Source organism: Neorhizobium sp. BETTINA12A (assembly GCF_023006485.1).
Classification (GTDB): domain Bacteria; phylum Pseudomonadota; class Alphaproteobacteria; order Rhizobiales; family Rhizobiaceae; genus Neorhizobium.
In genome coordinates this window covers 15,634-35,090 of sequence record NZ_JALBGW010000037.1, presented here as the reverse complement: position 1 = coordinate 35,090, position 19,457 = coordinate 15,634, and the positions used below count along the sequence as shown (strand labels likewise).

Genomic DNA, 19,457 nt, shown 5'->3' with positions numbered 1-19,457 from the left:
ATCGACCGGCTGCCGCCCGCACCCGTTGCCGCGTCGAGAAGGCCGGCGGTTCCAAGCGCTTTGACGATCGCGCGGCAGGCGCCGTCCGTATCAGAATGATCGATATGGCTGAGCGCGCCTGAAGCCGCGAAGGCATCCAGTTTTTCAGCGAGCGCCTTGTGGCTCTCGTCGAAGAAAGGCCAGTCGAGGAAATCGCGTGCCGGCCCTTTGAGCGTCGTGGGGTTGGCCATCAGTCGCCCTCGAAGACCGGCTTGCGCTTTTCGGCAAAAGCCTCGAAGGCGCGGCGGAAGTCCTTGGTCGCCATGCAGATCGCCTGGGCCTGGGCTTCGGATTCGATCATCTCTTCGATGCCCATCGCCCATTCCTGGTTCAGCATGGTCTTGGTCATCGTATGTGCGAACCACGGACCATCGGCCAGCGAATGCGCGAGCTTGACGGCCTCTGCCTCGAGAACGTCACCAGGATGGATGGTATTGAAGAAGCCCCAGGCTTCGCCTTCTCGGGCGTTCATCGTGCGGCCGGTGAAGAGCAGTTCGGCGGCGCGGCCCTGGCCGATGATGCGCGGCAGGATCCCGCAGGCCCCCATGTCGGCTCCCGCAAGGCCGACGCGGGTGAAGAGGAAGGCGGTCTTGGTTTCGGGCGTTGCCAGCCGCATGTCGGAAGCCATGGCGAGGATTGCGCCCGCTCCCATGCAGATGCCGTCGACCGCAGCCACGATCGGCTGCGGGCATTTCTTCATCGCCTTGACGAGATCGCCGGTCATGCGGGTGAAGGCGAGCAGGTCCGGCATCGCCATATGGGTCAGCGGCTCGATGATTTCGAACACGTCGCCGCCGGAGGAGAAATTGCCGCCGGCGCCGGTCAGGACGATCGAGCGGATATCGGAGGCGTAGACGAGATCGCGAAAAAGATCGCGCAATTCCGCATAGCTTTCGAAGGTCAGCGGGTTCTTGCGCTCCGGACGATTGAGGCGAACCGTCCCGACGCGGCCGTTTTCGCTCACTTCCCAGAGGAAATGTTTCGGCTGGTAGTCGCGAAAACTGTGCTTCATGTCCTTCATCACGTCACTCATGTCTTGTCTCCTCTCCTTTTCATCGACCGTCCCTTTCCGGGCGGCAGGACCTCTCCCGCGTCAGTCGTTGGCGGAGGGCGGCAGGAAATCCACCTCGTGCGCGGCGGAAACCTTCACGATCTCCTCCACGTCGGTCATTTCGTGCAACTGTTCGAAAAGCTGTTGGAGCTTGCCGGACGGAGAGACCCAGAAGAGCGCCCGGCAGGGCTTGTCGGACTTGTTGAAGTAACCGTGAGGGATGCCGCGCGGCATGCGCACCAGATCTCCGGCCTTCGCCTTGACCCACTGGCCGTCGAGCTTCAGATCGAGTTCGCCCTCCTGCACGAGGATGAATTCGTCCTGGGTCGGGTGGACGTGCACAGGCACGAACTGTCCCGGTAGACTGTTGGTTTCAAAGGCAAAGGTGTCGTCGCAGACCGCCTTTGGGAAATAGACCTGGCCGAGGATATTCCAGCTGGTGCCGTTATATCCGCTACCATTCTCGGTTATGCCCTTTTCCAGTTGCATCTTGATCTCCCGGTTTCGTTCCCTGGTTCATGCCGAGGCCGACTAGCCTGCCATGACTTCTCCCCCGGCAACCGCGATTGCCTGTCCGTTGATCGAAGCCGCTCCGGGCGATGCCAGCCACAGAACCGTGTCCGCGACTTCCTCCGGCTTCACCAGCCGCCCCTGCGGGTTGTTCTTGGTAAATTCTTGTCGCGCCTGCTCTTCCGTCCGTCCGGTCTTTGCGATGATCGTCTCGATGGAGCGGGCGATCAGCGGCGTGTCCGTGAAGCCAGGGCAGACGGCGTTGACGGTGATGCCGGTCCTGGCGAGCTCCAGCGCCAGCGAGCGGGTGAGGCCGACGACGCCATGTTTGGCGGCCACGTAGGCCGAGACGTAGGCATAACCGGTGAGCCCCGCAGTCGAGGCGATATTGATGATGCGGGCGCCTGACCCAAAAGCCTTGAGATCCGGCAGTACGGCCTGGGTCACGAGAAATACGCCGGTGAGGTCCACCGACATGACGCGGTTCCACATCTCCAGCGAGGTTTTTTCAAAGGGCGCGCTCGGGCCCTCGCCGGCATTGTTGACGAGGATATCGACAGGACCGAACGCGGCTCGCGCCGTCTTCAGGCCATTGTGGATGGCCATCTCGTCGGTGACGTCGAAACCGTCCGCGACGCAGACCTTGTCCCTGCCAAGCGTTGCGGCAAGTGCCTCCAGAGGTTCGGCTCGTCGGCCGGCGAGGGTGACCAGCGCACCGGCTTCCACCAGCGCCATCGCGATCGCCGCGCCGATGCCCGAGCCCGCACCGGTGACGAGGGCGTGACGGTCGGCAAGTCTGGCACTGGCAAGTCTGGCTGAGGGCGCTTCGCTCATGATGCGTTCCTTATTTCGCCGCCGCCGGGCCGACAGCCGGAGGGGCAACGGCGGCCGCAGCACGTGCGAGGTTGGTCTCGTATTGCGCCTTGCCGGAATAATACTGTTTTGGCCAGGGAATGTCCGTCAAGCCGATCTTGGCCGCCTCGTGAAGAACCCAAGCCGGATCCGCGAGATGCGGGCGGGCGACGGCGCAGAGATCGGCGCGGCCGGCGGCAATGATCGAGTTCGCGTGATCGGCCTCCGAAATCGCGCCGACGGCGATGGTCGGGATACCGATCTCGTTGCGGATCTTGTCGGAGAATGGTGTCTGGAAAAGGCGGCCATAGACCGGCTTTTCTTCCTTCCACACCTGGCCGGACGAGCAGTCGATGAGGTCGGCACCGGCATCCTTGAACATCTGCGCGTAGATCGCCGCGTCTTCGGGCGTGTTTCCGCCCTCGAACCAGTCATGGCAGGAGAGACGCACGGAAATCGGCTTGTTGTGCGGCCAGACGTCGCGGATCGCCTTGAAGACTTCCAGCGGATAACGCGCGCGGTTCTCGTGGCTGCCGCCGTATTCGTCGGTGCGGATGTTGGTGAGCGGCGAAAGGAAGCTCGACAGAAGATAACCGTGGGCGCAGTGAAGTTCCAACCAGTCGGCGCCGGCTTCTGCCGCGAACTTTGCGGAGCGCACATGGTCGGCGATGACACGATCCATGTCGGCGCGGTCCATCGCCTTCGGAACCTGGCTGGTCTTGAGGTAGGGGAGTGCCGAAGCGGAGATCAGCGGCCAGCCACCTTCTTCGACCGGCTGGTCGATGCCTTCCCAGGCGACCTTGGTCGAACCCTTGCGGCCGGCGTGTCCCAGTTGGATGCCGACCTTGGCGGTGGAATTGTCATGCACGAAGGTGACGAAGCGTTTCCAGGCGGCCGCCTGCTCCTCGTTCCAGAGGCCGAGGCAGCCGGGAGTGATGCGGGCATCCGGCGAGACGCAGGTCATTTCCCCAAACACGAGGCCGGCGCCGCCCAGCGCACGGGAGCCGAGGTGGACCAGATGGAAATCGTCCAGCAACCCGTCCTTGGCAGAGTACATGGCCATTGGCGACATGACGATGCGGTTCGGCAGATGGGTTTCGCGCAGCGAATAGGGCGTGAACATCGGCGGCAGGGTGCGGCCGTTGCCGGTCACCTCGATGCCGTTTTTCCTGGCGAACCAGCGCTCGTAACCTTCAAGCCATTTTGGGTCGCGCAGCCGGAGATTCTCGTGGCTGATACGTTGCGAGCGCGTCAGCATGGAATACATGAACTGTTCCGGCTCCAGCGTATCGGCATAACGCTGGCCGACCACTTCGAACCATTCCATGGCGTTGCGGGCGGCATTCTGGATGCGGGCGACGTCGACGCGGCGGATTTCCTCGTAGGTTTTGAGGACTTCCGGGATCTTGTCCTTGGAATGGCCGAGCTTGTTGAACTGGTTGCTGAGCTCGATCGCATCGTCGATGGCGAGCTTGGTACCGGAACCGATCGCAAAATGGGCGGTATGGGCGGCATCACCCATCAGCACGACATGCGAATTGCCGTTGAAATGGCTCCACTTGCCGCAGATCAGGCGGTTGAAGTTCAGCCAGGCGCTGCCGCGCAGATGCCGGGCATTGGTCATCAGCTCGGAGCCTTCGAGGACTTCCGAGAACAGGTCCTGGCAGAAATCGATCGAGCCCTGCTGGTCCATCTGACCAAGGCCGTGCTTTTCGTAAGCTTCTTCCGTCGTTTCGACGATGAAGGTCGAGGTCTTGTCGTCGAACTTGTAGATATGGGCCTGAAACCAGCCGTGATCCGTCTTGCGGAAATCGAAGGTGAAGGCGTCGAACAGCTTGTTTGTGCCGAGCCAGATATAGCGGTTCGGACGCACGACGAGGTCCGGTTCGAAGACCTCCGGATAACGGTTGCGGATCTTCGAGTTGAAGCCGTCCGAGGCAATGATCAGGTCCGCATCCGGATAATCGACATCGCCATTGGAATCGGTTTCAAAAACAAGCTCGACGCCGAGCGCCTCGCAGCGGCGCTGTAGGATGTTCAAGAGCTTCTTGCGGCCGATGCCGACAAAGCCGTGGCCGGAGGTGCGCTGGCGTGTGCCCTTGAACAGCAGCTCGATATCGTCCCAGTGATTGAAGGCGTCCTCGATTTCGGCCGCGCTCTCCGGGTCCCAGGCCTTCATCGATACCATGGTGGCGTCGGAGAAGACGACGCCCCAGCCGAACGTGTCGTAAGGCTTGTTGCGTTCGACGACGGAAATGGAATGCTCGGGATGCAGCTTCTTCATCAGGAGCGCGAAATAGAGACCGGCCGGGCCGCCACCGATACAGACGATGCGCATATCCAAGTCCTCCTGATGTTCAGTCGCTCATTATTTTAAGTTTAAACTATATGGCGTTTGATCGACCCGTCAAGCGGATTTGCGGCGGCTCCGGCAGTTTTCATGCTGGATCGGCCAAATAATATGCATTAGCATATATAATGATACCTGTTGCGCGCTCCTCTGTCCTGCTCGATGTTCGAATGAAGCAAGACTTGCCGTTCCGCCGGCATTTGTGAATTGACAAATGGCCGGCGCCAAAAATATGCTTTTGCAAATGATTATGGATTGAAGCCGACAAGGCGAAGGGGAACTGCCATGGCCGAGCGATCTTTTGCGCGCGAAGTCGAGGATCTCAAGCTTGGGGAAGGCGAGATTTTTCGTGGGGAAGGCATTCTCGCCATCACCAAGGCGCTGCTGCAATCCGGCGTTTCCTATGTCGGCGGCTATCAGGGCTCCCCGATCTCGCATCTGATGGACGTATTGGCTGACGCCAAGGACATCATGGAGGATCTCGGGGTCCATTTCGAGACCTCGGCTTCTGAAGCCGCAGCGGCGGCGATGCTCTCGGCCTCGGTCATGTATCCGGTGCGCGGCGCTGTGACCTGGAAATCCACGGCTGGCACCAATGTCGCGTCGGACGCGCTCTCCAACCTTTCTTCCGGCGGCGTCAATGGTGGCGCGCTGATCATTCTCGGCGAAGACTTTGGCGAAGGTTCGTCGATCATGCAGGAGCGCAGCCATGCGTTCGCGATGAAATCGCAGATGTGGCTTCTCGACCCGCGGCCGAACCTGCCGTCGATGGTCCAGGCGGTCGAGGACGGTTTTCAGCTTTCCGAAGCGTCGAATACACCGGTCATGCTGGAAGTGCGCATCCGTGCCTGCCATGTGCATGGCCAGTTCGTTGCCAAGGATAACCAGCGGCCAAAATTCACGCTGCGCCAGGCGCTCGAAAACCCGGTCCGCGACGTTAACCGCATCGTCCTGCCGCCGGCGAATTTCGGGCAAGAGAAAGACAAGCTGGAGCGCCGCTGGCCGGCGGCCGTCAACTTCATCAAGGAGAAGAAGCTCAACGAGCATTTCGGCCCCGAAGAAGGCGAGATCGGCATCATTACGCTCGGCGGTCTCTATAATGGCGTCATGCGCGGCCTGCAGCAGCTTGGCCTTGCGGATGTCTACGGCAATTCGTCGGTGCCGATCTACGTGATGAACGTTGCCTATCCGACGATCGACGACGAAGTGGTCGATTTCTGTCTCGGCAAGAAGGCCGTGATCATGGTGGAAGAGGGCGCGCCGGAATATGTCGAGCAGACGCTCCATACGCTGATGCGCCGCCGCGATATCCAGACGCGCCTGCACGGCAAGGACATCCTGCCGCTTGGCGGTGAATATACCGCGCCAGTGATGATGAAGGGGCTGAAGACCTTCATCGAGATGTACGATCGCCTGCTGCTCGGCAACCAGCCGCCGGTGCCGGATCCGAGCGATGTCCTCAACGATCCGAAGGTGAAGGCTCTGGCCGAAGTCGTGCCACAGCGTCCCGCCGGTTTCTGCACCGGCTGCCCGGAGCGACCGATCTTTGCGGCCATGAAGCTGGTTGAAAAGGAACTCGGCGAACACCACGTCTCGGCGGATATCGGCTGTCACCTGTTCTCGATCCTGCCGCCCTTCAATATCGGCGGCACGACGATGGGCTACGGTCTTGGTCCTGCTTCCGCTTCCGCCTTCAATGTCGAGGCGGACAAGCGCTCGATCGCGGTCATGGGCGATGGCGGTTTCTGGCACAACGGCCTGGCAACCTCGGTCGGCAATGCGGTGTTCAACAAACAGGACGGCGTCATCCTCGTCGTCGACAACTTCTATTCCGCGGCGACCGGTGGGCAGGACATTCTCTCCTCCCGCGCCATCAACCCGAACCGCAAGACCAACAATTCGATCGTCAATGCGGTGAAGGGCATCGGGGCCACCTGGGTGCGCCAGATCGACCGCACCTATGACGTCGCCAAGATGCGCGACACGCTGAAGGAAGCGCTGACGAGCAAGGAAAAAGGCCCGAAGATCATCGTCGCCTCTTCCGAATGTATGCTGAACAAGCAGCGCCGCGTGAAGCCGCAGTTCAATCAGGCGGTCAAGGACGGCAAGCGCATGGTGAAGGAGCGCTTCGGGGTGGACGAGGACGTCTGCACCGGCGATCACGCCTGCATCCGGCTTTCCGGCTGCCCGTCGCTATCGGTGAAGCATACGGATGATCCGCTGAAGGACGATCCGGTCGCGGCGATCGACAACAGCTGCGTCGGCTGCGGCAATTGCGGTGAGGTTTCGGAAGCCGCCGTTCTCTGTCCGTCGTTCTATCGCGCCGATATCATCCACAATCCGACCGGCTGGGACAAGTTCCTCTCGAAATTCCGTAGCTCGGTGATCGGCTGGCTGCAGGCCCGCCGTGCCGCCGGCCGCGTCGTTTTTGCAGAGGTTTGATCGATGAACGAGACCGTGAACCTCAAGACGCTCCATGCTTCCGACAAGCCGCTGACGTTGGCGATCATGGCCATGGGCGGCCAGGGCGGCGGCGTGCTGGCCGATTGGATCGTCGGCCTTGCCGAAGAGCAGGACTGGATGGCGCAGTCGACATCGGTGCCGGGCGTTGCCCAGCGCACCGGCGCGACGATCTATTACATCGAGATGCTGCCCGCCCGCCACGGCGTGTCGCCGATCTTCTCGCTGATGCCGACGCCGGGCGATGTGGATGTCGTGCTGGCCGCCGAACTGATGGAAGCCGGACGCTCCGTGCTGCGCGGTCTGGTGACGCCGGACAAGACCACGCTGATCGCCTCGACGCACCGTTCTTTCGCCGTCGGCGAGAAGGAGAGGCCGGGCGATGGCATCGGTGACCCGACCGTGGTGGTCGGCGCAACCGATTTCGCCGCCAGGCGCACCATCGCCTTCGACATGGATACGCTGGCGACGAAAAACGGCAGCGTGATTTCCGCCTCGATGTTCGGCGCACTTGCGGCAGCCGACGTGCTGCCCTTCCCGAAGGAAGCCTTCGAGGCGGTAATTCGCGGCGGCGGCAAGGGCATCGAACCCAGCCTCAGGGCTTTCAATGCCGCCTACGAGCGGGCGAAAACCAAGCCGCGCGACGAAGTGGTCGCGATGGCGCCGAAGCGTTTCGATACGATGCCGGAAACCGCTGGCCATCCGGATCTCGACCGGCTGGTGCACCGCCTGCGCGCCGAATTCCCCGAGGTCGCCTGGCCGCTGCTGTTTGCGGGCGTCAAGAAGCTCACGGATTTCCAGGATCCGGCCTATGCCGGCGAATATCTCGATCGGGTTGGCAAACTTCATGCCCTCGATCGTGCCAATGGCGGCGGCGAGCACGATTATGCTTTCACCGTCCAGTCGGCGAAATACGTCGCCGTCGCCATGGCCTATGACGATGTCATCCGCGTCGCGGACCTCAAGACCCGTGGCACCCGCTTCAATCGGGTCGCCAGGGAGGTCGGCGTCAAGCAGGACCAAATCCTCTACATGACCGAATACATGCATCCGCGCATGGAAGAGGTCGTGGGAACCATGCCGAAGCGGCTCGGTCTCTGGGTCGAAAACCGCCCGAAGGTCTTTGCCTGGCTCGATCGCCGCATCAACAAGGGCCGTCGCGTGCAGACCGGCACGCTCTTCTGGTTCCTGACGCTTTATACGCTGGCAGCGTTGCGGCGCACCCGCCGTGGCACGCTCCGGCACTTGCGCGAGACCGAACACCGTGAGGCCTGGCTCAATACCGCGATGTCGCTTCTTCCGAGAAATTACGATCTCGCGGTCGAGGTGATCAACAACCGCCGCCTGGTGAATGGTTATTCCGACACCCATGCGCGTGGGCTTTCGAAGTTCGACCGGGTGATGTCGGCGCTGACGACCTTGGCGGACCGCGAAGACGGTGCTGCCTGGATGAAGCGCCTGCGCCAGGCAGCTCTTCTGGACGAAAGCGGCATTGCTCTCGACGGCGCGTTGAAGACGGTCTCTACGCTTTAGGTTTTAAGGATAAAGACACATTATAGCCGCGATCCCGTTGCTTTTGCTGCGTATCTGACCGAAGTCTAGACACCCAGTTTTTGCAAGTACCGGCAGCCCACATGGAATCCACGGATCGTCAGCCAAGTCGCTTTCGAGACATTCTTGAGACGTACCGTCCTTACCTCATCGCCGTTGCGGCGCTGGCGGTTTTCGCGTTCACGACTTTTGCAATCTACAACCTCACGACCGAGGTCAGCTATGACGATGTTATCGAGGCGCTCGCCAACACGCGTTTATCCTCGATCGGCCTTGCGGTTTTCTTCACGGCCCTGAGCTTCGCGGCACTGGTCGGATACGACGTGAACGCGATTACCTATATCGGCCGTTCCTTGCCGTTCGTGCCTGTCGCGATAACGGCCTTCAGTGCTTACGCGGTCGGCAACACGGCCGGTTTTGGAGCGCTCAGCGGCGGGGCCATCCGGTTCCGCGCCTATTCGCGCCTGGGGCTTTCGCCGGACGATATCGGTCGCGTCATCGCATTCGTGACACTTGCCTTCGGCATCGGGCTTCTGGCGGTCACGGCGCTCGCATCGCTGGTCACCGCGCCGAGGATCGGCGCCCTCCTCGATATCGACGGTGATTGGGTGCGCGCCGGTGCAATCGTGATCATCATCGTGCTCACTGCGGTTCTGATCCTCGGGCGGGACGGACGAACGGTCTCGGTCGGAAGCTTGAGCATCCGTCTGCCGGATAGCCGCACGTCCTCACAGCAGTTCCTGATCACCGCGCTCGACATCGCCGCCTCGGCCTCGGTTCTCTACGTGCTCCTGCCGCAGACGGAAATTGGCTGGCCATCCTTCCTGGCGATCTATGCGACCGCCGTGGGCCTGGGTGTCCTCAGCCATGTGCCAGCCGGTCTCGGCGTCTTCGAGACGGTGATCGTAGCGGCACTCGGCAATCGGGTCAGCCTTGACGAAGTGCTCGGCAGTCTCGTTCTCTACCGCGTTATCTATCACGTCCTGCCGCTGCTCATCGCCACGCTGATGGTGATTGGCATCGAAGTTCGCCAGCTAGCCCATCATCCCGTTGCCTCGACGCTTCGCAAGCTCGAATTTCGTCTCGCGCCGCCGCTTCTGGCGACGTTCTCGATGATCGCCGGCGCAATGCTGATCTTCTCGAGCGTGACGCCGACACCGGATTTCGATATCAATTTCCTCGGGAACTACCTGCCGCTGCCGGTGTTCGAAGGCGCGCATTTCCTTTCCAGCATTCTAGGCCTGCTGCTGTTCATCACGGCCCGCGGCATTGGCCAGCGGCTGGACGGTGCGTGGTGGGCCGCCATGGTCTGCACCGCCTTGGCACTGGTTTTGGCCTTCATGCGGGCGCTCGCGCTTTTCGAGGCATCGTTCCTGGTTATCCTGCTGATCGGCCTGTTCCTCAGCGCCCGGCAGTTCAAGCGCCGGGCATCGCTGTTCGGGCAGGTGCTGTCGCCGAGCTGGATCGCCGCCATGCTCATCGTCGTCGCCGCCGCGATCACGGTACTGCTTTTCGTCTATCGCGAAGTGGACTACAGCCGCGAACTCTGGTGGCAGTTCGAATTTTCCGAGGAAGCGCCGCGCGGCTTGCGCGCAGTCCTTGGCCTTGCGATTTTCGCGGCCACAATCTCCCTGTTCAGTCTTTTGCGGCCGGCGGCCCGACGTTCGGCTCTGTCCACAGCGGACGATCTGGAGCGGGCAATCCGGCTCGTCATGGCTCACGACAATGCGGACGCCAACCTTGTGCGGATGGGCGACAAGCGGCTGATGTTCTCCGAGAGCGGCAATGCCTTCCTCATGTACGGCATCCAGGGGCGCTCCTGGATTGCGCTTTTCGATCCGGTCGGACCGCAGGAGGAGATGGCGGATCTCGTTTGGCGTTTCGTCGAGGAAGCTCGCGCCCAGGGTGGTCGCGCCGTGCTCTATCAGATTTCGCCCGGCCTTCTTTCTCATTGCGCCGATGCTGGGCTGAGGGCCTTCAAGCTCGGTGAATTGGCGATCGTCGACCTGTCCCGCTTCGACCTCAAGGGCAGTCGGCTGGCCGGGCTTCGCCAAGCCGTCAACAAGGGTGCACGCGAAGGGCTGGAGTTTTCCGTCATCGAGCGGCCGGACGTGATGGCGCATGTCGAAGAACTCCGGCGCGTGTCGGATGCCTGGCTGGAAGATCACAATACCCGTGAGAAGACTTTTTCGCTCGGCGCTTTCCGGGATGATTATGTCAGCGCCCAGCCGGTCGCGATCCTCAGGAAGGACGGCCACATCGTCGCTTTCGCGACGCTGTCGCTCACCGATACGAAGCAAGAAGGTACCGTCGACTTGATGCGCTTCATGCCGGATGCGCCGAAAGGCTCGATGGATTTCCTGTTCGTGAAGATCATGGAATATCTTCGCGATGCCGGTTATAGACATTTCAATCTCGGCATGGCTCCGCTGTCCGGCATGTCCACACGCGAGGCTGCGCTCGCCTGGGACCGGATCGGCAGCGTTGTTTTCGAGCATGGCGAACGGTTCTACAATTTCAAAGGGTTGAAAGCCTTCAAGTCGAAGTTCCATCCCGCCTGGGAGCCGCGTTACCTCGCTGTGGCAGGGGGCGTAAGCCCCGCTATCGTGATGATGGACGCAACGCTCCTGATCGGCGGCGGCTTGAGAGGAGTGGTTGGTAAATGATGTTTCTGCGTTCTTTTTTTGTCGCGCTTGCCGCTCTGCTGTGTGGCGCCTTGCCGGTCGCCGCCCAGGATCAGCAGGACTATCATACAGGCCTGATCCCGCAGCCGCGTATCCTCGTGCCGAACAATGGCAGCGAGCTCGAAGGCATCGTTTTCCTGATTTCCGGCGGGCAGGGTTGGGGGGCTCGGGAGGATACCGAGGCGCAGAAGCTGCTTGCCGCGGGTGCGGCCGTGGTCGGCATCGATTTCCCCTCCTATATCAAGTCGCTCGGCGCCGACGACGGCGAATGCATCTACATGGTTTCCGATATCGAGGACGTCTCGCAGCAGGTGCAGCGGCGGATCGGCAATCCGCAATATCGTCACCCGATCGTCGCCGGCATCGGCGAGGGCGGCGCCTTGGCGCTTGCGATGATTTCCCAGAGCCCGAATGCGACGATCGACGAGGCCATTGCGGTCGATCCGCTGGCAGGCATCCCGCTTGCGAAGGAACTCTGCACGCCGGCCTCCAAGCAGAAAATCGGCGATCGCATCGTTTATGGTTTTGACGACGGTGCTCTGCCGGCCGCGGTGACGATCATTTCCACCGCTACAGCCGATGCAGCCGGCAAGGCACATGGCCTTCGCCTGAAACAGGATCATCCCGAGGTCGAGCTCAGCAATTCGGGCGAGACCTCCGATGTGGCGCTCTCGCAGGCGCTTGCCGCACGCATCGCGGCTACCGGCCGTACAAGCCAGCCGCTCGACCTGCCGCTGAACGTGCTTCAAGCCAAGCCGGCGATGAACACGATGGCGGTGATCTTCTCCGGCGATGGCGGGTGGCGCGACCTCGACAGCGAAGTGGGAGGTTATCTGCAATCGCAGGGAATCCCGACGATAGGGCTGGATTCGCTGCGATATTTCTGGTCCGAACGCACGCCGCAGGCGACTGCGGACGATCTGGCGAAGATCATCGAATATTATCGCCGGCAATGGGACGTTCAGAACGTCTTGCTGGTCGGCTATTCGTTTGGCGCCGATGTGCTGCCAGCCGCCTACAACCTCCTGCCGGCAGCAGACCGGGTGCGAGTGAAGCAGATCACGCTGCTCGGCCTGTCGAACAAGGTGGATTACGAAATTTCCGTGACCGGGTGGCTCGGCGTCGCAAGCGACGGAAAGGGAGGCGATCCGATGACCGACATCGTCAGGATCGATCCGAAGCTCATCCAATGCGTCTACGGCACCGATGAGGACGACGATCCCTGCCCGACGTTGAAGACCAAAGGCGTCGAGGTGGTGCCGATCGAGGGCGGACATCATTTCGACGAGAACTACCAGGCGCTCGGCAAACGCATCCGCGACAGCCTGCAGACCCGGCTTTCGAAATAGACCGGTCAGATCTCGTGCTTGCGGATGTTGAGGAGGATCTTGTGCAGCGTGCCTGTGAAGGCGCGGTATTCTTCCTCGTCGATGCCGTCGAACATCCGCAGCAATGAATCATACATGGTCGGCCAGAAGCGCCCAAAGGCGGCACGGCCTTCCTCGGTGATCGTCACATCACGGATGCGCATGTCCTCGGCGCGCGGCGTGCGGCGGATATAACCCTGGTCTTCGAGGGAATCGAGCGTGCGGCTCATGGTCGACTGTTCGATGACGGCGAAGACGGAAAGCTCGTTGATGGTGAGCGAAGCAGAGACGCTGAGGACCGCAAGCGTGCGCATCTTGGCCGTCGACAAGTCGTATTCGCGCAACTCCTCCGCCATGTTGGAATTCCAGCGGGAGATGATGCGGTTCATCAGATAGGGTGCGAAATGGTTGAGGCCGATCTCGCCCATGGTCGGCCGATTTTCCTGATCGCCCTCCTGATGCCAGCGCAGCACCACACCTGAAAACCGTTCCGCCATGAAATCCATGTCTCCTAGACCACGTCGTTTCAACGCAACGACGATGCGAGCAGAAAGCCCGAGCCGCCGGCAAGTCCCGGCCCCGGATGGGTCGAGGCGCCGATATGATAAAGGCCCGGCACGTGGGTGCGGTGGTTAACAGACGACTTGAAGGGCCGCCAGAGGAAAAACTGGTCGAGCCCGCAGAAGCCGCCATAGGGATCACCGCCGACGAGGTTCATGTTCATCGCCTCCAGATCGGCCGGAGAATAGGCCCGGCGGGCGAGTTTCATCTCGGCAAAATTCTCGATGTGGCGGGAAAGCAGAGCCTCGATGCGATCGGCATAAAGTTCGCGCAGCTCATCGGTCCAACGGCCGTCGGCAGGTGTGGCGATCTCACCGGCCGCATCGCCCTTGATGAAGCGCGGCGCTTCGGGAAGCTGCAGCCAGAGTATCGACTTGCCGTCCGGCGCGCGCGACGGATCGAAGCTGACGGGCTGGCCGACGCAGACGGTCGGCTCGGCCGGCAGCAGTCCGCGTTCGCATTCGTTGGTGGCACGCGAGACGCCGTCGAGACCGGATGTCAGGTGAAGCAGCGCCACTTTGGCGAGCTCCGGGTCGCCCTTCCAGCGCGGCGGCGCGGAGAGGGCGTAATGGATCTGCATGTTTCCCTTGCCATAACGGTAGCGTGCGACGCTTTCCTTTACGTCTGCGGGGGCGGGCTGCGGCCAGTCCTTCAGCAGCCGGTCATAGATCTGGTTCGGCGTCGTGGAGCAGACGACGCCGGATGCGGCGTGGATCGTCTCGCCGCCTGCAAGCCGCACGCCGGCAGCCTTGTTATCCGGACCGGGAAGGATACGTTCGACATCCGCGCCAGTGCGGATCGCGCCGCCCTGATCCGTGATCAGCCGTTCGAAGGCGGTGACGAGGTTAGCCGCGCCGCCCTTGACGATCGGGCAGCCGGCGAGTTCGATAGCAAAACCGATGACCTTGACCATTTCGGCCGAATAGGCGCTTTCCGGCGCCAGGCCGCAATGTAGGACCCAGGGCGCCCAGAGTGCGTGAGCGCCTTCCGACTTGTAGGTGGTTTCGAGATAACCGCGCGCTGGTGTCAGTGCATCGCCGAACCAGGCAGCGAGTCGGCGCAGGCCCTTGCCCCATCCCTGTCTTGCGACCGTTTTCAGCGTCGTGCCGGACCAGAGTGCGCCGCCGAGCAGAGAGAACAGGAAGGCCGCATCGGTGCCAAGCGCATTCATTTCCTTGTCGAACGTCTTGCCGTCGCCGGCTGCGAGGGCCTCGAAGGTTGCGATATTGCGTTGGCGATCTTTTGAGAAGATGACGGAGGAGCCGTCCGGGCACAGCACGCCGGTCGGCAGGTCGGCATGGGCGAATTCGAGGCCGCGGGCTTCAAGATCCTTGCCGAGCGCGCCGTAGGCGGGCGAGGTCAGGAACAGCACCATGGTGGTGGCCATCACGTCGTGGACAAAGCCGGGCTCGGTGATTTCATCGGTGTGCAGGCAGCCACCGATGCGGTCGCTGCGCTCCAGAACGAGGACCTTTTTGCCCTTCTTGCCGAGCATGGCGGCGGCGACGAGCGCGTTGATGCCGCTGCCGACGATGATGTAGTCGAAATCCGCCATGCCGCCCGTCTTCCTGCTGGATACGGAAAGGGCCGGAACCTTCCGGTCCGGCCCTTCGATCGGATCAGGAGATCAGCGCAAGGGCGCGGACCGGTGAGCCTGTGCCCTTGACGAGCTTCAGCGGAGCGGCGATCAGCACGGCGCCCTTCGGTGGCAGCTGATCGAGGTTCGACAGCGATGCGAGGCCATATCTGCCGGCGCCGTGCATGAGGTTGTGGGCCGGGAAGGGCGGGTTCATGCCGCCGGCCGAACCGGCGTCGGTGCCGATGGTTTCCTGGCCCCAGCCGATAATGTCCTTCGAAATCAGGTATTGGATCGCTTCGGCGGTCGGGCCGGGAGAGTGCGGGCCGTTCTCGTCTGCGTTCAGGAAGGTTTCGGTCGAGCCGTTGCGCTTGTACCAGTCGGAGCGCATCAGCACCCAACTGCCGGCCTCGATCGCACCATGCTCGGCTTCCCATTCCTTGACGCTGTCGACGGTCAGCAGATAATCCGGGTTTTCGGCGGATTCCTTGGAACGGTCGATGACATTGACCGGCGCCACGAAATTCTGCGGCGGGATGGTGTCGGTCGTGTTGTTCGGTTTGTCCTTGCCTGTAACCCAATGACAGGGCGCATCGAAATGGGTGCCGGTGTGCTCACCGAGTTCCAGCCAGTTCCAGGCCCAGAACGGACCGTCCTCGTTGTATTCGGAGATCGTGTGGACGGCGACTTTCGGCGTGTTCTTGCCGAACTGAGGCGGCAGGTAAAGAACGGGGGTATCCGGCCCGAGCGGCGCCGTCAGGTCGACGACCTTGACCGAGCCGGAGAGAAGAGCGGAAGCGAGACTGGTGAGCGTGCTGGAAGACATGGTGCCGGGTTCCCCTTGAATTGACCGGTTTCGTAAGCCGGGCAGCAGCCGGTTTTCCTCTCCGGATGCCGCTGAACGATGAGGGAGCCTATTGCAGAAAATATGAGGATGCAAGCAACTGGGAGAGGCTGCATCGCGCAAATTTATGTGGTCGATCCCTATCGAAGAACATCGATCACTTCCGTGAGAAATAGGCTGTTGCGGACTCAGTGAAGGGCAAGCATGAGTAGCTATCCGCTTATCGACAGATTGCCTGTTCTTGATGCTGTTTTCAGAAAATGTATGCATATGAATAAATAATGGACGCGGATGACGGCTAATGATGGGGTGATGATCGGGCCAGTCACGTGGGCTGGCGAGCGCCGTTCCCAATAATGGTCGCAGCACGAACCTTTGACATTTCAAATATCTGCTTCTAGACGGTGGATCGGTTACAGAGGCAACATTCGAAATGGTAGAAGCAGAAGCGGTCGGCGTCGATCTGGAGATCATCGTCCAGGGCGCCCATGGGCGGTCTAAGCCCGAGCTGCGCCTGTGGCTGCGGATGCTGTCGACCACCAAGCTGATCAGCCAGGAAATCCGCCGCCGCCTGCGCGCCGAGTTCGGCGCGACGCTGCCGCAGTTCGACCTGATGGCGCAGCTTTATCGGGAGAAGGACGGGCTTCGTCTCGGCGAGCTTTCCAAGCGCACCATGGTCACCAACGGCAATGTCACCGGGCTCGTCGAGAGGCTCGAAGCCGATGGTTACGTTCAGCGGGTTACGCCGCAGGGCGACCGGCGCGTGACCGTGGCAAAACTGACCGAGGCGGGTGTGACACTGTTTGCGGCGATGGCCGCGGCGCACGAAGGCTGGCTGCAGGACATGATGGCGGATATCGACCCGGATGCGGTTGCGGCGCTCTGGTCGGAGATCGGCACGGTCAAGGCTTCCGCCAACAATCACCTCTCCGGCGCCGCCTTCGAATAGGCCTCGCCGTCTCCGGCGTCAGCGCTTCTTTTCCTTGTTGAACCTCTGTTCGAGCAGATTGACCAGCCGCACCATCGGCCAGAGGAAGGCGATGTAGATCAGCGCAGCCCCGATCAGCGGCGTCGGGTTGGCATAGAGCGCCTGAGCGTCCGTCGCCTCCTTGAGAAGCTCCGGCAGCGCGACGGTTGAGGCGAGCGACGTGTCCTTGAACATCGAGACGCAGTTATTGGTCATCGGCGGAATGACGATGCGGATCGCCTGCGGCAGCACGACCTTGCGCAGCGTGACGAAGAAAGGCAGGCCGAGGGCCGCCGCCGCCTCGAACTGACCGCGCGCAATGCCCTCGATGCCGGAGCGGAAAATTTCAGCCGAATAGGCTGCCATGACGATCGAGAAGGCGAGGCCGGCGGACGTCCAGGAGGACAGGCGGATGCCGACGAACGGCAGCGCGTAGTAGATGAGGATCAGCACCACCAGCATCGGCGCCGCGCGAAAGATGTCGATATAAAACACCGTCAGATAACGCACCGGCTTTGGCCCGTAGAGGCGCAGAAGCGCGATCACCAACCCGATCGGAATGCCGATGCCAATGCCCGCGACGCCGAGCAGGAAGGTGTTGATCAATCCACGCAGCAGCGCTGGAAATGCGTCGCCGAGAACCCCGAGGTTGAAGAATGTATCGAGGAGGGTCATTTCCTGGTGCCTTTACGCTCACGAAAAAGCCGGCCGTCGCCGGCCGGCATGACTAGGGTATATTATCGGTAGCCGGCTCAGGGCTTCGGCAGCGGCTGTTCGACGGCGGAAGCGGAACCGGCCGCCGGATCGGAGCCGAACCACTTCTTGTGGATCGCGGCCAGAGTGCCGTCCTTCTTCATGGCGGTGATCGCGTCGTTCGCCTTGGCCAGCAGCGGGTGATCCTTGGTCATCATCAGGCCGTACTGTTCGCCGGTCTTGATGCGCACCTTGACGGCGAGGTCTTTCATCTTGAGGAAGGCGTATTCCATGCCCGGGACGTCGCTGACGGCCACATCGGCACGACCGGCGGAGAGGTCCATCAGCAGGTCCTGCTGGGCATTGTAGCTCTTGATGTCGGTGATGCCGTACTTTTCCTTGTTGTCCTTGGCCCACTTGTCGCCGGTGGAACCGGCGAGCACGCCGACGACCTTGCCCTTCAGGTCTTCGACCTTGGAAACGGTCGCTTCCTTGCGGGTGGCAATGCCCATGTCGGCGTCATAATAGGCCTGGGTGAAGGACTGGCTGCCGAGGCGTTCCTTGGTGATGGTGATCGAGGAGATCGCCACATCGATACGCTTCGAAGAGGTGGCCGCAAAGAGCGCCTGGAAGCCGAGGTCGGAAATTTCGACCGTCATGCCGAGACGCTTGGCGACTTCGTTGACGATATCGACTTCGAAACCCTCGAACGTACCCGCAGCCGTCTTGTATTCGAAGGGCGGATTGCTCGGATAGGAGCCGACGGCAAGCGATGCCGCGGAGGCAAAGCCGGCGCTCGCGACGGACAGCGCCGCGGCACCCGCAAGGCCAAAAAAGGCGCGGCGGAAAAGGGTCGTGGTCATGATTGCGTTCCCTCTGTTTTGGTGACCGGCGGCTGTTTTTCCCTGCCGGATCGGATGCGAATTCTTCTTGATCGTTGGTAGATGAAGTGACCTGAGCGGGCCCTTTCCCAAGAGCTATCCGGCGGCGTCTCATATCCTCTTTCAACGCGCCTGGAAGCGGATCGTGATGGAAAATCCGGCAAGTTTCAAGGGGAAAGATTGAAGCTTAAATCATGTCCAGACCGGTTGTCCGGGTGGCTGAATCATGGCTCAAAATAGTTTAGGTTTAAACTTGTTTTTTCTTTCCGACGGTTCGATAGTGAGCCACGACCGGGGAACAGAGGCCGCTGGCAATTGTTGCGGTCCCTTAAAGAGAAGCAGGAAGCCGAGCCATGCGTTTTGCCTATTTCGCCTTTTTCGAGAATGTCGACGGAAGCCAGCTCGCCGTGAGCAAGGCGGATGTCGAGACCGCCTCCGAGATCATCAAGCTGACACCCGGGCTGACCACGGCCAACCTCTACACGCCTGAGGTCACCAAGGACATGTACAACAAGGACGAGCAGTCTCCGATCTTCGGCATGCAGCTCTATTTCAACGAGTTGACCGACCTGGAAGACGCGATGGCGCCGACCGGCCACCTGCATCAGCTTGCGGCTTCGGGCGTGCTGTCGAGCATTCGCGGTGCCAGGGGCACTCAGCAGGCCATGTATGCGCGACACTTTCCGGTCGACGATGCCAGGCTTGATGTAGAAAAGAACGGCAATCCCTGTTCCTACGTGGTCCATTATACCGGCCCGGCTGAAGACCTGAACGTGTGGATGCACCACTATGTCAGTCATCACCCGCAGGTGATGCGCACTTTTCCGGGGATCCGCAAGATCGAGGTCCTGTCACGGGTCGACTGGTGCGGGTTTCTGCCCTGGGAGCGGGTCAACCACATGCAGCGCAACCGGGTGATGTTCGATAGTCCTGTCGCACTTCAGGCAGCGCTGCAGTCGCCGGCACGCATCGCCATGCGCGAGGACTTCAAGACCTTCCCGCCCTTCGAAGGCGGCAATTCGCACTTTCCGATGGAGACGCAGATCATCGTCCCTGACGGACGGTGAGACA

15 protein-coding genes and 1 pseudogene are annotated in these 19,457 nt (G+C 61.4%); 6 read left to right on the top strand and 10 right to left on the bottom strand.

Features of this window, described 5'->3' with window-relative positions; genetic code table 11:
* From MOV61_RS12645 to MOV61_RS12625, 5 genes and pseudogenes are all read right to left on the bottom strand, one after another.
* Positions 1-230: pseudogene (locus MOV61_RS12645) on the bottom strand (acyl-CoA dehydrogenase); the annotation flags it as partial.
* Positions 230-1,072: an enoyl-CoA hydratase family protein gene (locus MOV61_RS12640; RefSeq protein ID WP_247136806.1), complete on the bottom strand. Its 843-nt coding sequence runs from the start codon at positions 1,070-1,072 to the stop codon at positions 230-232. The pseudogene MOV61_RS12645 and the gene MOV61_RS12640, both read right to left, overlap by 1 nt.
* 60 nt (positions 1,073-1,132) lie before the next feature.
* Entirely contained in the window at positions 1,133-1,579 is a 447-nt protein-coding gene (locus MOV61_RS12635) for a cupin domain-containing protein (protein WP_247136805.1), read from the bottom strand.
* A gap of 42 nt (positions 1,580-1,621) precedes the next feature.
* A complete protein-coding gene (locus MOV61_RS12630) occupies positions 1,622-2,434 on the bottom strand; it encodes an SDR family NAD(P)-dependent oxidoreductase (protein ID WP_247136804.1) in 813 nt (270 codons plus the stop codon).
* A gap of 10 nt (positions 2,435-2,444) precedes the next feature.
* Positions 2,445-4,790 (bottom strand): bifunctional salicylyl-CoA 5-hydroxylase/oxidoreductase, encoded by a 2,346-nt coding sequence (locus MOV61_RS12625; protein WP_247136803.1) that lies wholly within the window; start codon positions 4,788-4,790, stop codon positions 2,445-2,447.
* 297 nt (positions 4,791-5,087) lie between these two features.
* On the opposite strand from MOV61_RS12625, the gene MOV61_RS12620 reads away from it, so the two are divergent.
* The 4 genes from MOV61_RS12620 to MOV61_RS12605 all read left to right on the top strand — a co-directional run bounded on the left by MOV61_RS12620 (position 5,088) and on the right by MOV61_RS12605 (position 12,846).
* Entirely contained in the window at positions 5,088-7,244 is a 2,157-nt protein-coding gene (locus tag MOV61_RS12620; RefSeq protein WP_247136802.1) for an indolepyruvate ferredoxin oxidoreductase subunit alpha, read from the top strand.
* Positions 7,245-7,247: 3 nt separating this feature from the next.
* The gene (locus MOV61_RS12615; protein WP_247136801.1) at positions 7,248-8,795 is read left to right on the top strand and encodes an indolepyruvate oxidoreductase subunit beta family protein; all 1,548 of its coding nucleotides are present in this window, start codon (positions 7,248-7,250) and stop codon (positions 8,793-8,795) included.
* Positions 8,796-8,896: 101 nt separating this feature from the next.
* The gene (mprF, locus tag MOV61_RS12610; protein WP_247136800.1) at positions 8,897-11,479 is read left to right on the top strand and encodes a bifunctional lysylphosphatidylglycerol flippase/synthetase MprF; all 2,583 of its coding nucleotides are present in this window, start codon (positions 8,897-8,899) and stop codon (positions 11,477-11,479) included.
* Entirely contained in the window at positions 11,476-12,846 is a 1,371-nt protein-coding gene (locus tag MOV61_RS12605; RefSeq protein WP_247136799.1) for an AcvB/VirJ family lysyl-phosphatidylglycerol hydrolase, read from the top strand. Before mprF ends, MOV61_RS12605 begins: the two co-directional genes overlap by 4 nt.
* A gap of 5 nt (positions 12,847-12,851) precedes the next feature.
* On the opposite strand, the gene MOV61_RS12600 is transcribed toward MOV61_RS12605, so the two are convergent.
* From MOV61_RS12600 to MOV61_RS12590, 3 genes are all read right to left on the bottom strand, one after another.
* Complete coding sequence (locus tag MOV61_RS12600) at positions 12,852-13,361, bottom strand: MarR family winged helix-turn-helix transcriptional regulator (protein WP_038549831.1); 510 nt, start codon at positions 13,359-13,361, stop codon at positions 12,852-12,854.
* Between the two features lie 29 nt (positions 13,362-13,390).
* Positions 13,391-14,980, bottom strand: coding sequence for an NAD(P)/FAD-dependent oxidoreductase (locus MOV61_RS12595; RefSeq protein WP_247136798.1), 1,590 nt, complete (start codon positions 14,978-14,980; stop codon positions 13,391-13,393).
* A gap of 64 nt (positions 14,981-15,044) precedes the next feature.
* A complete protein-coding gene (locus MOV61_RS12590; protein WP_247136797.1) occupies positions 15,045-15,827 on the bottom strand; it encodes a cyclase family protein in 783 nt (260 codons plus the stop codon).
* Positions 15,828-16,278: 451 nt separating this feature from the next.
* On the opposite strand from MOV61_RS12590, the gene MOV61_RS12585 reads away from it, so the two are divergent.
* Complete coding sequence (locus tag MOV61_RS12585) at positions 16,279-16,794, top strand: MarR family winged helix-turn-helix transcriptional regulator (RefSeq protein WP_038546963.1); 516 nt, start codon at positions 16,279-16,281, stop codon at positions 16,792-16,794.
* 18 nt (positions 16,795-16,812) lie between these two features.
* Here the strand turns inward: MOV61_RS12585 and MOV61_RS12580 are convergent, their stop codons facing one another.
* Both MOV61_RS12580 and MOV61_RS12575 read right to left on the bottom strand, forming a co-directional pair.
* Positions 16,813-17,487 carry an amino acid ABC transporter permease gene (locus MOV61_RS12580; protein ID WP_247136796.1) on the bottom strand — a complete coding sequence of 225 codons (675 nt, stop codon included), beginning with the start codon at positions 17,485-17,487 and terminating at the stop codon, positions 16,813-16,815.
* Between the two features lie 77 nt (positions 17,488-17,564).
* Positions 17,565-18,368, bottom strand: coding sequence for an ABC transporter substrate-binding protein (locus MOV61_RS12575; protein ID WP_038546958.1), 804 nt, complete (start codon positions 18,366-18,368; stop codon positions 17,565-17,567).
* Between the two features lie 371 nt (positions 18,369-18,739).
* On the opposite strand from MOV61_RS12575, the gene MOV61_RS12570 reads away from it, so the two are divergent.
* Complete coding sequence (locus MOV61_RS12570) at positions 18,740-19,453, top strand: hypothetical protein (RefSeq protein ID WP_247136795.1); 714 nt, start codon at positions 18,740-18,742, stop codon at positions 19,451-19,453.
* Positions 19,454-19,457: the final 4 nt, after the last annotated feature.

Excerpts from the sequence above, each read along its gene's own strand:
- MOV61_RS12570 (WP_247136795.1), top strand. The coding sequence starts at position 18,740 with ATGCGTTTTGCCTATTTCGCCTTTTTCGAGAATGTCGACGGAAGCCAG.
- MOV61_RS12615 (WP_247136801.1), top strand. The coding sequence starts at position 7,248 with ATGAACGAGACCGTGAACCTCAAGACGCTCCATGCTTCCGACAAGCCG.
- MOV61_RS12575 (WP_038546958.1), bottom strand. The coding sequence starts at position 18,368 with ATGACCACGACCCTTTTCCGCCGCGCCTTTTTTGGCCTTGCGGGTGCC.
- MOV61_RS12600 (WP_038549831.1), bottom strand. The coding sequence starts at position 13,361 with ATGGCGGAACGGTTTTCAGGTGTGGTGCTGCGCTGGCATCAGGAGGGC.
- MOV61_RS12635 (WP_247136805.1), bottom strand. The coding sequence starts at position 1,579 with ATGCAACTGGAAAAGGGCATAACCGAGAATGGTAGCGGATATAACGGC.
- MOV61_RS12630 (WP_247136804.1), bottom strand. The coding sequence starts at position 2,434 with ATGAGCGAAGCGCCCTCAGCCAGACTTGCCAGTGCCAGACTTGCCGAC.
- mprF (WP_247136800.1), top strand. The coding sequence starts at position 8,897 with ATGGAATCCACGGATCGTCAGCCAAGTCGCTTTCGAGACATTCTTGAG.
- MOV61_RS12580 (WP_247136796.1), bottom strand. The coding sequence starts at position 17,487 with ATGACCCTCCTCGATACATTCTTCAACCTCGGGGTTCTCGGCGACGCA.
- MOV61_RS12620 (WP_247136802.1), top strand. The coding sequence starts at position 5,088 with ATGGCCGAGCGATCTTTTGCGCGCGAAGTCGAGGATCTCAAGCTTGGG.
- MOV61_RS12595 (WP_247136798.1), bottom strand. The coding sequence starts at position 14,980 with ATGGCGGATTTCGACTACATCATCGTCGGCAGCGGCATCAACGCGCTC.
- MOV61_RS12585 (WP_038546963.1), top strand. The coding sequence starts at position 16,279 with ATGGTAGAAGCAGAAGCGGTCGGCGTCGATCTGGAGATCATCGTCCAG.
- MOV61_RS12640 (WP_247136806.1), bottom strand. The coding sequence starts at position 1,072 with ATGAGTGACGTGATGAAGGACATGAAGCACAGTTTTCGCGACTACCAG.
- MOV61_RS12605 (WP_247136799.1), top strand. The coding sequence starts at position 11,476 with ATGATGTTTCTGCGTTCTTTTTTTGTCGCGCTTGCCGCTCTGCTGTGT.
- MOV61_RS12590 (WP_247136797.1), bottom strand. The coding sequence starts at position 15,827 with ATGTCTTCCAGCACGCTCACCAGTCTCGCTTCCGCTCTTCTCTCCGGC.
- MOV61_RS12625 (WP_247136803.1), bottom strand. The coding sequence starts at position 4,790 with ATGCGCATCGTCTGTATCGGTGGCGGCCCGGCCGGTCTCTATTTCGCG.